The organism is Streptomyces lydicamycinicus, assembly GCF_000829715.2.
In the GTDB taxonomy this organism is placed as follows: domain Bacteria; phylum Actinomycetota; class Actinomycetes; order Streptomycetales; family Streptomycetaceae; genus Streptomyces; species Streptomyces lydicamycinicus.
Map to the genome: position 1 here is coordinate 512,791 of NZ_BBNO01000007.1, position 13,942 is coordinate 526,732.

Annotated in this window: 12 protein-coding genes; 6 read left to right on the forward strand and 6 right to left on the reverse strand. The window is 71.8% G+C overall.

Annotation, left to right across the window (positions count from 1 at the left end; genetic code table 11):
• Positions 1–4 precede the first annotated feature (4 nt).
• Positions 5–232: a 4Fe-4S dicluster domain-containing protein gene (locus tag TU31_RS24790; protein ID WP_042158306.1), complete on the reverse strand. Its 228-nt coding sequence runs from the start codon at positions 230–232 to the stop codon at positions 5–7.
• Positions 233–296: 64 nt separating this feature from the next.
• On the reverse strand, positions 297–1,067 hold the full coding sequence (locus TU31_RS24795; RefSeq protein WP_245698685.1) for a GntR family transcriptional regulator: 771 nt from the start codon (positions 1,065–1,067) through the stop codon (positions 297–299).
• Positions 1,068–1,427: 360 nt separating this feature from the next.
• Here TU31_RS24795 and TU31_RS24800 point away from each other — a divergent pair, with 360 nt between their 5' ends.
• Positions 1,428–2,351, forward strand: coding sequence for a DMT family transporter (locus TU31_RS24800; protein ID WP_042158309.1), 924 nt, complete (start codon positions 1,428–1,430; stop codon positions 2,349–2,351).
• A gap of 150 nt (positions 2,352–2,501) precedes the next feature.
• On the opposite strand, the gene TU31_RS24805 is transcribed toward TU31_RS24800, so the two are convergent.
• Positions 2,502–2,894 (reverse strand): PPOX class F420-dependent oxidoreductase, encoded by a 393-nt coding sequence (locus tag TU31_RS24805; protein ID WP_042158311.1) that lies wholly within the window; start codon positions 2,892–2,894, stop codon positions 2,502–2,504.
• A 243-nt stretch (positions 2,895–3,137) separates the two neighbouring features.
• Here TU31_RS24805 and TU31_RS24810 point away from each other — a divergent pair, with 243 nt between their 5' ends.
• The 3 genes from TU31_RS24810 to TU31_RS24820 all read left to right on the forward strand — a co-directional run bounded on the left by TU31_RS24810 (position 3,138) and on the right by TU31_RS24820 (position 7,993).
• A complete protein-coding gene (locus tag TU31_RS24810) occupies positions 3,138–3,689 on the forward strand; it encodes a MarR family winged helix-turn-helix transcriptional regulator (protein ID WP_042158313.1) in 552 nt (183 codons plus the stop codon).
• The gene (locus TU31_RS24815; protein ID WP_042158316.1) at positions 3,686–6,325 is read left to right on the forward strand and encodes an MFS transporter; all 2,640 of its coding nucleotides are present in this window, start codon (positions 3,686–3,688) and stop codon (positions 6,323–6,325) included. The genes TU31_RS24810 and TU31_RS24815 overlap by 4 nt, the downstream gene beginning before the upstream one ends.
• Before the next feature lie 207 nt (positions 6,326–6,532).
• Positions 6,533–7,993 (forward strand): SDR family NAD(P)-dependent oxidoreductase, encoded by a 1,461-nt coding sequence (locus tag TU31_RS24820; RefSeq protein WP_042158318.1) that lies wholly within the window; start codon positions 6,533–6,535, stop codon positions 7,991–7,993.
• Here TU31_RS24820 and TU31_RS24825 read toward each other — a convergent pair.
• Entirely contained in the window at positions 7,972–9,000 is a 1,029-nt protein-coding gene (locus tag TU31_RS24825; protein ID WP_042158320.1) for a LysR family transcriptional regulator, read from the reverse strand. The genes TU31_RS24820 and TU31_RS24825 overlap by 22 nt on opposite strands.
• A 97-nt stretch (positions 9,001–9,097) precedes the next feature.
• On the opposite strand from TU31_RS24825, the gene TU31_RS24830 reads away from it, so the two are divergent.
• On the forward strand, positions 9,098–9,715 hold the full coding sequence (locus tag TU31_RS24830) for a maleylpyruvate isomerase family mycothiol-dependent enzyme (protein ID WP_042158321.1): 618 nt from the start codon (positions 9,098–9,100) through the stop codon (positions 9,713–9,715).
• Positions 9,716–9,814: 99 nt separating this feature from the next.
• On the opposite strand, the gene TU31_RS24835 is transcribed toward TU31_RS24830, so the two are convergent.
• Complete coding sequence (locus TU31_RS24835; protein ID WP_042158323.1) at positions 9,815–11,845, reverse strand: M3 family metallopeptidase; 2,031 nt, start codon at positions 11,843–11,845, stop codon at positions 9,815–9,817.
• A 168-nt stretch (positions 11,846–12,013) separates the two neighbouring features.
• Here TU31_RS24835 and TU31_RS24840 point away from each other — a divergent pair, with 168 nt between their 5' ends.
• Positions 12,014–12,448, forward strand: coding sequence for a CBS domain-containing protein (locus TU31_RS24840; protein ID WP_042158325.1), 435 nt, complete (start codon positions 12,014–12,016; stop codon positions 12,446–12,448).
• A 314-nt stretch (positions 12,449–12,762) separates the two neighbouring features.
• Here the strand turns inward: TU31_RS24840 and TU31_RS24845 are convergent, their stop codons facing one another.
• Entirely contained in the window at positions 12,763–13,455 is a 693-nt protein-coding gene (locus tag TU31_RS24845) for a LysM peptidoglycan-binding domain-containing protein (RefSeq protein ID WP_042158328.1), read from the reverse strand.
• Between the last annotated feature and the right edge of the window lie 487 nt (positions 13,456–13,942).

Here is a 13,942-nt window from a genome sequence, read left to right on the forward strand (position 1 = left end):
CCTCTCATCGCAGCAGATAGGGCATGTTGACCGTGACCGCGCCGGTGGGACAGCGAGCGGCGCACGGGCCGCAGTACCAGCACTCGTCGACGTGCATGTACGCCTTGTTGCTCGCCGGGTCGATGGCGAGCGAGTCCAGCGGGCACATGTCGACGCACAAGGTGCAGCCGTCGATGCACTTCGATTCGTCGATGGTCACCGGCACATCGGCGCGTTGCGGCACAAGAGGCATGGCGGTCTCCAGGGCATGGCGGGGGAGCGGGAGCGGTCGGGGAGGGGAGCGGTGCGGGAGTGGCTCAGATCGTGCGGTGCAGCAGGCCCCGCATGGTGAGGCGATCGCCGCGGAAGCGGATGAACTCCAGGTCGACGGGGGTGCCGTCGGCGAGATGGGTGAGGCGTTCGAGCATCAGCACGGCGGCGGCGCGTGGGGCCTCCAGGACAGCGGCGGAGTGCGCATCGGCGTTGACGGCCTCCAGGGTGATCTCGGCGGTGCCCAGCGGCTGTCCTGCGGTCTCCTCGATCAGCCGGAAGACGTCGTTGTTCTCCAGGTCGGCGTCGAGCAGCGCCAGCCCGACGGGCATCGGGATATAGGTCAGGTCCAAGGACAGCGGCAGACCATCGAGCCTGCGCAGCCGCTCCACGTAGAGCACCTCGGTGCGCGGCGGAAGCCGCAGCCGGTCCGCCACCGGGGCCGGCGCCGCGACCGGGCTGATGGTGCGTACCTCATTGGTGACCCTGCCGTGCGGGTGCAGGGTCTCGGCGAGCCCCCTCAGCCGGTCGAGCGCATGCGGGTACTTCTGACCCACCACCACCGTGCCCACCCCCGGCTGACGCTCCACGAGCTGTTCGGCGCGCAGTAGATCGAGGGCCTGGCGGACGGTGTTGCGGGACACGCCGTAGTCCGCGCCGATCGCCTCCTCGTGGGGCAGGACGCCGCCGGGGAATCCGCCCCCGAGCACCTGGTGGCGCAGCAGGTCGGCGAGCTGCCGGGCGTGGTCCGCGCGGCGCCGGCGACGGCGCGCGGCCGCTACCGGAGTCGTGTGCTGGCGGGTCCGTTCGGCTGGCATGCGGTGGACCATACCGACGAGATCCGGCCATTGGTGTTGCCGCAGTGTTGCGCCACCTGCCGCCGCCGGGGCCACGGCTGTGACCTGGCGTTTCGACACCGGGGTGCCAAGATCTGCCACCCCGGGGACGGCCGCCCGGAGGCCGGGCCGCGGCCGCCCGGCGCCCCGGACGCAGCCACCCCGGCACCCGGGAAGCATCCGTCCGGCTCAGCGAATACGGCCCCGGCGCCCGTGTCGCCGGGGCCGTCCCGTCGGCCGCCGGATAGCGTCGAGGACCGGTACAGCGCCGCCCCGCCGCCGCCCGGCCACCACGGCGCGGGCCCCGCCCCGGTGCCCGGGTGGCCGACGAGGAGGTGGGCCGTGACCACGTGGCCGGCCGTACTGTTCGCACTGCTCGCGGCGGCCAGCAACGCGCTGGCCACGGTCCTCCAGCGCCGGGCCGCCCGCACGGTCCCGCTCTCCGCCGGACTGCGTCTGGGGCTGCTGGTCGACCTGCTGCACCGGGCCGTCTGGCTCGGCGGGATGCTCGCGGTCGTCGCCGCGGCCTGTTTCCAGGCGCTGGCACTGTCCCAGGGAGCGCTGTCCGTGGTGCAGCCGCTCTTCGTCCTCGAACTGCCCCTCGCCCTGCTCATCGGACGGGTCCTCCTCGGGGGACGGATCCCCCGCTCCGGCTGGGTCGGGGTAGCGCTGCTCGTCGTCGGTCTCGGCTCCGCCCTCGCCGCCGCCGCGCCCACCCTCGGCACCACCCACGCCCCCTTCGACCGCTGGGTGCCCGCCCTGGCGGTCTGCGCCGCGGTGATCGTCACTGCGGTCGGTGCCGCGCTCCGGCGCGGGGCGGGCGGCGTACGGGCCGCTTGCTTCGCCGGGGCGACCGCGGTCGGGTACGCCCTCACGGCGGCCATGCTGAAGGACGCCACGCATGCCTGGCAGACCGGCGGCCCCGCCGCGTTCTTCAGCACCTGGCAGACCTATGGCTTCGCCCTGACCGGCGTACTGGCCATCTTCCTGCTGGAAAACGCCATGCAGTCGGGCCCGCTGACCGCCTCGCAGCCGGTCCTCACGCTCGGCGACGCGCTGCTGAGCCTGTCGCTGGGCGTCACCCTCTTTGACGAACGGGTACGGACCGGCTGGTGGCTGCTGCCCGAGGCGGTGGGCGTCGCGCTCGTCCTGTGGGGCGCCGTGCTGCTCTCCCGCGTGGCGCTGGCCCGGGATCTGACAGGTGCTCAGGACGAGGCCCCGGCAGCCGTCCGCGAGGGTACGGAGCCCGGGCCGGCGGACATCTGAGCACGCCGCACGCCGCCCGTAGCCCGGGGCCGTGGGTGTTCACCCGGACGATCCCGGTGTGCGGGGCGCGGGTGGCCCGCATGGCCCGCGCGTGGTCGTGGGTCCACACGCTCGCGGCGTCGCGGTCCCCGGCTGCTCCGGAGCCGTGCCTCACCCCGTGCCGCTGATGCTCTGCGGTTCGATGACGAAGAGCACGCGTTCCTCGTCGCGGCCCCCGTACCAGGGGTAGGGCCTGCCGAGGTACTTCTGGGCGAGCTGTTCGATGTGCTCGACCGCGCCCTCGGTCGTGGTCTCGACCACCCGGCCGCGCACCTGGAAGTAGCGCGCGGGGTGATCCGGATCGGAGACGGCGACGGCCACGCGGGGGTCGCGCCCGATGTTCCGGGTCTTGACGTGGCTCCGGACGCTGTTGATCAGCACATGGGTGCCGTCGGTGTCGACCCAGGTCTGGGTCAGCTGAGGGGACCCGTCGGGCATCGAGGTGGCCAGAAAGCAGACGCTCGGCCGGCGCAGCAGCGCGAGAAGTTCAGGGGGAAGGTGCACAACGGTCTCCGGCCGGTCGGATGGCGGCGGTCTTCCGGTTTCCGTACGCCGCCGGGTTCACCTGCGCCGCTCGTAGAGGGGGCGTGGCGGAGCATATACGGCCGGACCGTTGCCTCCGCACCCCCATCTCCGCGCCCGTACCCCGGGGTTGGGCGGTGCGGAGCGGGCGATTCCAGCCGCTATGCTTGCTGGATACAAGCAAGATATCCACGGTCGATGACCGCACCGCGAAGGATCACGACGATGAGTAAGGGCACGGTCCATGACTGTGACCGGGCTGCCCCGGAGGTCACCGCCTCGTCGGGGCTGGAGGAGGCGGCCGCCGGGCTGGGCACGGAGATCGTCCGCTTCTCGCGGCTGATCGCGGCCTGGAAGCAGCGGGCCAAGGGCGACGGCGGTGCCGCGGACCGGGTGCTGCTGGCCAGGCTGGTGGTCGGCGGGGATCAGCGGGCGACCGACCTGGCCGCCGATGCGTTCCTCGACCTGTCGACCGTCAGCCGGCAGGTGCGCTCGCTGGTGGAGAGGGGCCTGGTGACCCGCCGCCCGGACCCGGAGGACCGCCGCGGGTCGCTGCTGGCCGCGACCGAGGCGGGGCGTGCCGCGTTCGCGCACTACCGCGCGCAGCGCGACGCGGAACTGGCCGGGCTCCTCGAACCGTGGTCGCCCCAGGACCGGGCCGACCTGATCCGGCTGCTCGGCCGTCTCAACGAGGACATGGCAGAACGACAACACACACGGCTGGGTCCCGGGGGAGACCAGGGTGCCACCGTGGAGCAGGGAGACCTACGTACATGAGCACCGCCACCTCCCCGCCCGGGGCGGGAACCGGGGAGATACCCGGACCAGGAGTCCTGAGCCACCGTCAGATCCTCACCATCCTCAGCGGTTTGATGCTGGGGATGTTCCTCGCCGCGCTCGACCAGACCATCGTCAGCACCTCGATCCGGACCATCTCCGACGATCTGCACGGCCTCAGCCAGCAGGCCTGGGCGACCACCGCCTATCTGATCACCTCGACGATCGCCACGCCGCTCTACGGCAAGCTGTCCGACCTGTACGGCCGCAAGCCGTACTACCTGGCCGCGATCACCATCTTCGTCGTGGGTTCGGTGCTGTGCACCTTCTCCACCTCGATGACCGAACTCGCCGCGTTCCGGGCGGTGCAGGGCCTGGGCGCCGGTGGTCTGATGTCGCTGGCGCTGGCGATCATCGGGGACATCGTCCCGCCCCGTGAACGCGCCCGCTACCAGGGCTACATGCTGGGCACCTTCGCCACCTCCAGTGTCGCCGGGCCGCTGATCGGCGGGGCCCTCGCCGGGCAGGACCAGCTGCTGGGCATCACCGGCTGGCGCTGGGTCTTCCTGGTCAACGTCCCGATCGGGATCATCGCGCTGTTCGTGGTCGCCAAGGTCCTCAACATTCCGCACACCCGGCGCGACCACCGCATCGACTGGTGGGGAGCGCTCACCCTCTCCGTCGGTGTGGTGCCGCTGCTGCTCGTCGCGGAGCAGGGCCGGGAGTGGGGCTGGGACTCCTCCCGGTCGAACGCCTGTTATGCGATCGGTGGCGTCGGCATCATCGCCTGGATCTTCGTCGAGCGGTGGATCGGCGACGACGCGCTGATCCCGATGCGGCTGTTCCGCAACGGCACCTTCAGCAAGACCAGTGTGCTGTCCGTGCTGATCGGTATGGGGATGTTCGGCGGGATGCTGATGATCCCGCAGTACCTCCAGATCGTGAAGGGTGCCAGCCCCACCAGCTCGGGTCTGGAAATGCTGCCGCTGATGGCGGGCATGTTCATCGCCTCGATCGCGTCGGGCCAGATCACCGCCAAGACCGGCCGCTACAAGATCTTCCCGATCATCGGGACCGCGCTGATGATCGCGGCGATGCTGCTCTTCCACTTCCGGGTCCAGTGGGACACCCCGCTGTGGGAGACCATGATCTACATGCTGGTCTTCGGCCTCGGCCTGGGCGGCTGTATGCAGACGCTGGTGCTGGCGGTGCAGAACGCGGTACCGCCGCGGGACATGGGGGTGGCGACCGCCTCGTCCACGTTCTTCCGTCAGATGGGCGCCACCGCCGGTACCGCGGTCTTCCTGTCGGTGCTGTTCAGTACGGTCGGTGACAAGATCTCCGCGGCGTTCAAGGACGCGGTGTCCACCGAGCGGTTCCAGGCCGCGCTGCATGACCCCGCGGTGCTGCACGACCCCGCCAACAAGCCCGTGCTGGACATGCTCAAGCACCCCGGCAACGCGGACTCCTCGGGCGTGCTCAGCGACTCGTCGTTCATCCAGCACCTCGACCCGCGGCTGGCCGAGCCGTTCAAGCGCGGCTTCGCGGACTCGATGCACACGGTCTTCCTCATGGGGGCGATCGTCGTCGCGCTGGCCTTCCTGCTGATGTGGTTCATCAAGGAGGTCCCGCTGCGGCAGATCTCCGGGCTCCAGGCCCGTGCGGAGGCCGACGCCGAAGCCGATGCGGCGGCGGATTCCGCCGGTGGTGCGACGGACGCCGTCGACGGGGCGGCGGACGGTGCCGAAGACGCGGTGGTCACCCCGCCGCCGTCCGGGCCGTCCGAGCCCGCCGGTGCGCCGCGCGCCGACGCCGTACCGGCCGTGGCCGCGGCATCCGCACCCGCCGCGGACCGTGGTATCGGCACGACCGGGCCGGAGATCCGGGGAACCGTACGGGACGGTGACGGCCGGCCGGTGGACCGGGCCGCGGTCACCCTGATCAGCGTCGACGGCCGGCAGCTCGGCCGTGCCGCGACCGCGGCCGACGGTGGCTACGCCCTGCCCACGACGGGCGCCGGCAGCTATGTGCTGATCGGCTCCGCGGGGGCCCGGCAGCCGCAGGCCGTGACCGTCGTGGTGGGCGGCGAGCCGGTCTCGTACGACCTGACCCTCGGCGGCGCGGCCGGTCTTGAGGGCGAGGTCCGCGACGAGAAGGGCGAGGACCCGGTGCCCGGCGCGCTCGTCGTGGCCACCGATGTCACCGGCGAGGTGGTGGCGTCAGGAGTGGCCGGCCAGGACGGGAGCTTCGCGTTCGGTGAACTGGCCCCCGGCAGCTACACCCTGGCCGTCAGTGCCGCCCGCCACCGCCCGTCCGCCCTCCCGGTGGAGGTCACCACCGGCGACCGCAACTGGTACGAGGTCCGGCTGACGCCCGGTGCCCAGGTCCGCGGCACCGTACGCACGGTGCACGGCAGCCCGGTCGACGACGCCCGGGTGACCCTGCTGGACCCGGCGGGAAATGTGGTGGGCACCGCCACCAGCGGGCACGACGGGGAGTATGTCTTCACCGACCTCGACAGCGGTGAGTACACGCTGATCGCCAGCGGCTACCCGCCGGTGGCCACTCCGCTGCAGGTGGCGGCTGCCGGAGACGGTGAGTTCGACATCGAGCTGGGGCACGACCCGGTGCGGTGACGGCCGGGGGAATACGGCAGGACGAGGGCCCGGCACGTGCGGAGTGCCGGGCCCTCAGCCCTGACCGGTGGGGCGCCGCTCCACCGCCCCGCGCCACGCTCACCAGCACGAGCGCCCGCCACCGGGTTTGTTCGCAGCAGCCCGGGCTCAGTACAGTTCCGCCGAAGCTTGAATAGAACACACGATCCCAGGAAAGCGGCAGCGGCGATGACGGTGACCGAAACAGGCCGGGCCGATGGCACGGGTATCGACTCGGAGCGGATGGCGGTCTGCCTGAGCGTGCTGGAGGAGCTCGACGCGCTGCCCGTCGACCACCCGGACGCGATCACCATACGGCGCGCCACCGCCGGCATCTACCGCAAGGTGAAGCAGCGGCGGCGGCAGGAACGCCGGGCGGCCAAGAGCGCCAACGACAGGGCGGTGACCGCCGCCACGGCCACCGGGGCCCCCGACCGGATCGACGACGAGACCCAGGGCCTGGCCCTCGCCAGCTCCGTGAGCACCGAGCTGGCCGGCATCCTGGAGCGGCCCCGTTCCTGCTACACCTGCAAGACCCGCTATGTCGAGGTCGATGCCTTCTACCACCAGCTCTGCCCGCCCTGCGCCAAGGAGAACCGGGCCCGCCGCGACGCCGGCACCGACCTCACCGGCCGGCGCGCGCTGCTCACCGGCGGCCGGGCCAAGATCGGCATGTATATCGCGCTCCGTCTCCTGCGCGACGGCGCCCACACCACCATCACCACCCGCTTCCCGAGCGACGCCATCCGCCGCTTCAAGGCGATGCCGGACAGCGCGGACTGGCTGCACCGGCTGAAGATCGTCGGGATCGATCTGCGGGATCCGGCCCAGGTCATCGCGCTCGCCGAGACGGTGAGCGCCGAAGGCCCGCTCGACATTCTGATCAACAATGCCGCGCAGACGGTCCGCCGGTCACCCGAGGCGTACGGACAGCTGATCGCCGCCGAGTCGGCCCCGCTGCCCGCCGGGGAGCTGCCCGCCTCCGTCGTCCTCGGGCACTTCGGCAGCGGCGTCCCCGCGGCCCTCCCCGCCGCCGCGGGCACCTCCGGCGCGCTGACCGCGGCCGACCTCACCGCCCTCGCCCTGACCACCGGCTCCGCCACGCCTGCCCGGATCGAGGCGGGCACCGCGATCGACGCGGGTGGGCTGGTACCGGATCTGCACGCCACCAACAGCTGGATCCAGAAGGTCGACGAGGTCGACCCGATCGAGCTGCTGGAAGTCCAGCTGTGCAATATGACCGCCCCCTTCCTGCTGGTGAGCAAGCTGCGCCCGGCGATGGCGGCGGCCCCGGCCCGCCGCAAGTACGTGGTGAACGTCTCCGCCATGGAGGGCCAGTTCAGCCGCGGCTACAAGGGCGCCGGCCACCCGCACACCAATATGGCCAAGGCGGCGCTGAACATGCTCACCCGCACCAGCGCGCGGGAGATGCTGGAGACCGACGGCATCCTCATGACCGCCGTGGACACCGGCTGGATCACCGACGAGCGTCCGCACCCCGACAAGATGCGGCTGGCCGACGAGGGCTTCCACGCCCCGCTCGACCTGGTCGACGGAGCGGCCCGGGTGTACGACCCGATCGTCCGCGGCGAGCGCGGTGAGGACCTGTTCGGCTGCTTCCTGAAGGACTACGCGCCCACGGCCTGGTGACCGGGGGCGGCGCCGACGGCCTGCCGGGCGTTCCCGGCACCCGCTGCCTCTCGCGCGTCTCCGGCAGGCCCGGCGGCCGCTGTGCCGCCACCGCTTCCCACCGCGGGGAGCGCGGCGCACAACCGTTCCAGGAGGGCCCGGGCGGCGGGGCCGACGGGGCCTGCCGCCCGCCAGGCCAGGGCGACCCGGCCGCGCGGCCGCGGCGCGGTGATCTCCAGCGTGCGCAGACCCGCGGCGGCCGCCTCGTCCGCCGGCAGCGCCGGGACGACGGCCACCCCGAGGCCACGCGCCGCCAGCCGGGCCAGGACGTGCGGGGCGGCCGCCTCGAAGGCGATCCGGGGCCGGAACCCCGCCTCCGCACAGGCACGTTCGAGCGCTCCGCGCAGTCCGGTACCGCGCGGCAGGCTGATCAGGGCACGGTCGCGGAGCGCGGTCAGCGGGATGCCCGTCCGCTCAGCGTCCGCCGTCAGGAGGGCGTCGTCCGGTGCGACGGCGGCGACGAGCGGCTCGTCCACCACGATCTGGCAGGCCGTACCCGGCGGCGGCTCCTCGTCCATGAGGCCGATCACGGCGATATCGAGCGCACCGTGCTGGAGTTCGCCGAGCATCCGCTCCGAGGTGTCCTCGGTGAGCGAGATCTCGACCTTGGGGTGGGCGTCGTGGAAATCGGCGAGAAGGGAGGGCATGTCGAACCGGCTACTGGCGGCGCCCGAGAGCAGGCCGATTCTGACGCGGCCGCGGAGCAGCCCGCTGAACTGGTCCACGGTCTGCCGTATCCCTTCGGCGGCGGCGAGCGCGGCCCGCGCATGGGTGAGGACGGCCTCACCCACCTCCGTCACGGTCACCGACCGGCCGGAGCGGTCGAGCAGCGGCTGCCCCAACTCCCGTTCCAGCTGCCGGATCTGGGCGCTCACCCCCGGCTGCGCCAGATGCAGGCGGGCGGCGGCCCGGGTGAAGTTGGCCTCCTCCACCACAGCGACGAAGTACTGGAGCTGTCGAAGTTCCATAACCGGTGATTCTAGAGAGCAGAACCACCGGCTCTTGGACTTATGGCGACGCTGCCAAGATCCTTGACACCAGGGGCGGTTCGAGAGGAGAACTCCGATGGACACCAAGGCGGCGATCGCGGCCGAACGCCGGGAACTGGCGGCCATGCTGGACGGTTTGCCGGCCAAGCAGTGGGACGCACCGACGCTGTGCGCGGGGTGGCGGGTGCGGGAGGTCGTGGCGCATATGTCGATGGGGTTCCGCTACTCGCTCCCCAAGACGCTCGCCGAACTCGTCCGCGCGGGAGGCAATCTCCACCGGATGACCGACCGGTGCGCCCGCAGGGACGCGGCCGCCGCTTCGACGAGCGAGCTCGCCGGCTTCCTCCGGGAGCATGCGCACCATCCCTGGACGCCGCCGGTCGGCGGCTTCGCGGCGGCCCTGGGGCACGACGTGGTGCACGGCCTGGACATCACGGTCGCCCTGGGCCACGACCGGCGCGTTCCCGAAGACCGGGTGCGCCTCCTCCTGGAGAAGATCACCCCAGGGACGGCCAGGTTCTTCGGCGCCGACCTCCGCGGCATCCAGCTCCGCGCCGACGACCTCGACTGGTCCTTCGGCACCGGCACACCGCTGTACGGCTCGGCCCAGGACCTGCTGCTGGTCGCCTACGGCCGCAAGCTGCCGCCCGGCCGCCTCCACGGGGAGCCGCACCCGCGCTTCGTCGCCGGCTGAGCGGCGCGGCGGTACGACGGCCGCTCCGCCGGTACGGAGCGGCCGCCACCCGTGATCAGCCGGGCGCCGGGGACCTCCGGGGTTCAGCCCGTCAGCCCGTCAGCCCGTCAGCCCGTGACGGTCCAGCAGCGGTCCGATCTCCGCGTCGCGGCCGACCACCGCGCGGAACGCCGCGAGCGGGTCGACACTGCCGCCCCTGCCGAGGAGTTCCCGGCGGAAGATCTCACCGCTCTCCCGGATCGTCCGCCCGTTCTCCCGGAACCAGCGCACGGTGTCGGCGTCCAGCACCTCGGCCCAGCGGTAGCCGTAGTACCCCGCCGCGTAACCGTCGCTGAAGATATGGGCGAAGTAGCCGGTGCGGTAGCGCGGCGGGATCGCGGCCATCGCCAGCCCGTAGCGCTCCAGCGCGGCCGCCTCGAACGCCTCCGCCTCGTCCGCGCCCGGCATGTCGCCGTCCGTGGAAAGGGTGTGCCAGGCCCAGTCCAGCACCGCGGCGGCCTGGTGCTCCACCATCCGGAAGCCCGCGCCGAAGTTCTCCGCCTCGCGCAGCCGGGCGGGGAGTTCGGCCGGCATCGGCTCACCCGTGACGTGGTGCCGGGCGTAATGTGCCAGCACCTCGGGCCAGTCCGCCCACATCTCGTTCACCTGCGAGGGGAACTCGACGAAATCTCGGGGCACTTGGGTGCCGGAGAGCAGCGGATAGCGGACATCGGAGAACAGGCCGTGCAGGGCATGCCCGAACTCGTGGAACAGCGTGTTGACCTCACTCCAGCTCAGCAGCACCGGCTCGCCCGCCGGAGGCTTGGCGACATTCATGTTGTTGACCACCACCGGCCGTTGCCCGAGCAGCTTCGACTGCGCCACCAGTGAGTCCATCCAGGCGCCGCCCCGCTTGGACTCGCGGGCGTGGAAGTCACCGATGTACAGGCCGAGCGGACTGCCGTCGGCGTCGTGCACCTCGTAGACATGGGCGTCCGGGTGGTACGAGACCAGATCGGGACGCCGGGTGAAGGTGATGCCGTAGACCAGCCCGGCGGCGTGGAAGACACCGTCGTGCAGCACGGTGTCCAGCTCCAGGTAGGGCCGCAGCGCCGCCGCGTCGAGGTCGAACCGCTCCTTGCGCACCCGCTCCGAGTAGTACTGCCAGTCCGCCGCGCCGATCTCCGCCACCCCGGCCGCCTCGGCCAGCGCCGCGCCCTCCCGCTCGGCGTTGGCGACGGCCGGGGCGACCAGCCGGCCGAACAGCTCCTCGACGGCCGCCGTGGTGCCGGCGGTCCGGTCCGCGACCTCCCAGGCGGCATGATGGGGGTAGCCCAGCAGCGCGGCGCGCTCGGCGCGCAGCCCGGCCAGGGCGACGGCGACCGGGCCGTTGCTGTCGATACCGCGCCCGAGGGAGGCGGCGAGCAGCCGCTCGCGCAGCGCGGGATCCTCCAGCGCGGCGAGTTCGGTCTGGCAGGAGAAGTTCTTCAGGGTGAGCGCGAACTTGCCGGGGTGCCCGAGGGCCTGCGCCTGCTCGGCGGCGGCCGCGATCCGGTCCGCGGGCAGGCCGGCGAGTTCCTCGGCCCGGTCCAGCACCAGCGCGGCGGCCGCGGTGGCCACCCGCAGGTTCTGCATGAACTCGGTGCTCAGCGCGGCGATTTCGGCATTCAGCTCGCGCAGCCGCCGCTGCTGCTCGGGGGCGAGCCGGGCACCGGCCCGTACCCGGTGGGTGTGGTGGCGTTCCAGCAGCCGCAGTTGCTCCTCGTCCAGCCCGAGTTCCCCGCGCTGCTCGTACAGCGCGTCCAGCCGGTCGAACAGAGCGGGGTCGAGCAGCAGCAGGTCGGCATGGGCGGCCAGCCGGGGCGCGATCTCGACCTCAAGTGCCTGGATCTCCTCGTCGGTGTCCGCCGCCACCTTGTTGAAGAACACCCGGCGCACCCGGTCCAGCACCGCACCGCTGCGCTCCAGCGCCTCCACGGTGTTCTCGAAGGTCGCCGGCTCGGCACAGGCGCCGATCGCCGCCACCTCGTCCCGCTGGTCGGCCATGCCGCGGGTGAACGCGGGCAGAAAGTGATCGTTCCGGATCCGCGCGAAGGGCGGCAGTGCGTACGGCAGATCACTCGGCTCGAAGAAAGGATTCGACGTCGTCACGGACCGACACTACGCCCGGAGACGGCGCCGGGTCCGGCAGTCGTCCCAGGAGGCAGCCCCCGTCCCGCCGCGGCCGGATGTTCCGGCCGTCCCGGTGAGCATCTCGGGGGCATCCGTGATGTGATCGAAGGCGAGGCATGCAAGCACACTCCTGCGACAGGAGGAATCATGGCCACCAAGTTGCGAGCCCGAGACATCATGTCCGGCGGAGCGCACTGCGTGGGTGCACACGAGTCCTTGCACGACGCGGCGAAGATGATGCGGGATCTGGACGTCGGCTGCCTGCCCATCTGCGGCGACAACAACAAGCTCATGGGCCTTATCACCGACCGTGACATCGTCATCGCGTGTTGTGCCGAAGGGATCGACCCGGCGACGGTGCAGGCCGGTTCCATGGGCGGGACGCTGCACTGGATCGACGCGGACGCGGGCGCCAGTGAGGTTCTCCAGACCATGGAGCAGCACCACATCAAGCGGCTGCCGGTGATCGACGTCAAGGGCGGCCACCGTCTGGTGGGAATGATCACCGAGGCCAACCTCGCCAAGAACCTCAGCGACGCGGAGATCGCGGAGTTCGCCAACAAGGTGTACGCGACCGCGTAGCACGGCGGAAACGGAGCCGTCCGCCCGCGCCGGCCGCACCGTCGGCCGGGCGGCAGCGACGCCCTCGCACCTGTCCCCATCACGCACTCGTATCCACCCGTCCCCTGACGTCTTGTCAGGAATGCCTGGCGCCGGAGGCGGGGGAGCGCTCCCGCCTCCGGCACTCCCGGCGGCCGATCACCACACCCGGCCGTCGCCACCCCTTTCCGCGCCGGCCCGTCCCCTCCGGCGGGCCATCTCGCGGTGTGGGTAAGGAGTTTCAGCGGAATTCCCCCGCGTCTGCGTCATGATGTACCGGGAATTCCGGAAGGTGCTCAGCGGGTGCCGGAGTGCGGCAGAGCCAGTCGTGTGCCGGGGAAAATCAGATGCGGATTCGCCCCGATCACGCGACGGTTCAGCCGATAGAATTCCTGCCAGCCACAGCCGTGTGCGTAGGCGATACCGCTCACGGTGTCCCCGGCGTTGACGACGACCGAGCCGCCGGTACTCCTATGGCGCCCCACTTTGTAGCGCTTCTCATGGGACTGCGGATGCCGGACCCGGCCGCGGGACGACGGGGCGGCGTGCCGCTGCGGCGCGGGGCGGGCCGTGGTGCTCCGTGGAGTGCGGTGCTCGGTGGCCGAGTTGAGACCCAGCGAGGCCGAGCAGGCCGGCCACGCGCCCCAGCCCTGACGGGCCAGCACCCGCTTCGCCACCTGGATCTGCTGGGCCCGGGTCGCCCGCGCCGCCCGTGCCGCATAGGCGCCGCCACCGAACGAGTGCCAGGTGGAGTGGGCGAGCTGAAGCCCTCCGGAGAACCCGTTCCCGGTGTCGATACGCCAGTTCCCGCCGCTCTCGCAGCCGGCCAGGCGGTCCCAGGTCCCGCCGCCCCGGGCCTCGGCGGGCTGCGCGGTGACCAGGTTCAGCGCACCGGCCGCCAGCAGGACGGCTGCTGCCGTGATGCCCCGGGCCCCGTAGCCCCGGAATTCACTCCGGGTCGTCGATTCCGATACCTGAGGAAATTGCATGCCTTTACTCCCGTCGCTCGCCGCGCAGTTGCCTGGCAGCCATTCAGGAAACCTGGCGCCGGTGCGGCGTATCGCGTTCGAATGGAGCTCGAACTGCGATTTCCGCGCGGCGCCATGAATTCGACGGGGAAGAGACAACCACGCCCCGAGTTGTTATCGGCAGAGCGCGCGGTAGCGCCGCCGCGGACCGGCCTGCCCCCTTGCCGTCGGCGCGCGGCCGTGCCTGCACACGGCGCACCTGTTCAGGCGGGCGGGGGCGCACCCCGCAGGCCGTGGGCGCATGACCTTCAGAAGCCCGGCGATCACCTGCTCGGCCGGGGGGTGTCCGCCGAGCGCAACCGGCGCACTTGATGCACGCGCTGCGCAGGTACGCATGCACCGCGCACGGGTCCTGAGCGGTGTAACGGCCCGTTCTCCGGTGGGGCCGTCCATCGGAAATGGACAGCCCCACCGCGCTGTGTTCCCTTGGGAAGGAGTGTGGTTCCGC

What these genes read in the sequence shown, in the direction of transcription:
- TU31_RS24790 (WP_042158306.1), bottom strand. Translation starts at nt 232, where the DNA reads ATGCCTCTTGTGCCGCAACGCGCCGATGTGCCGGTGACCATCGACGAA.
- TU31_RS24795 (WP_245698685.1), bottom strand. Translation starts at nt 1,067, where the DNA reads ATGCCAGCCGAACGGACCCGCCAGCACACGACTCCGGTAGCGGCCGCG.
- TU31_RS24810 (WP_042158313.1), top strand. Translation starts at nt 3,138, where the DNA reads ATGAGTAAGGGCACGGTCCATGACTGTGACCGGGCTGCCCCGGAGGTC.
- TU31_RS24815 (WP_042158316.1), top strand. Translation starts at nt 3,686, where the DNA reads ATGAGCACCGCCACCTCCCCGCCCGGGGCGGGAACCGGGGAGATACCC.
- TU31_RS24820 (WP_042158318.1), top strand. Translation starts at nt 6,533, where the DNA reads ATGACGGTGACCGAAACAGGCCGGGCCGATGGCACGGGTATCGACTCG.
- TU31_RS24825 (WP_042158320.1), bottom strand. Translation starts at nt 9,000, where the DNA reads ATGGAACTTCGACAGCTCCAGTACTTCGTCGCTGTGGTGGAGGAGGCC.
- TU31_RS24830 (WP_042158321.1), top strand. Translation starts at nt 9,098, where the DNA reads ATGGACACCAAGGCGGCGATCGCGGCCGAACGCCGGGAACTGGCGGCC.
- TU31_RS24840 (WP_042158325.1), top strand. Translation starts at nt 12,014, where the DNA reads ATGGCCACCAAGTTGCGAGCCCGAGACATCATGTCCGGCGGAGCGCAC.
- TU31_RS24845 (WP_042158328.1), bottom strand. Translation starts at nt 13,455, where the DNA reads ATGCAATTTCCTCAGGTATCGGAATCGACGACCCGGAGTGAATTCCGG.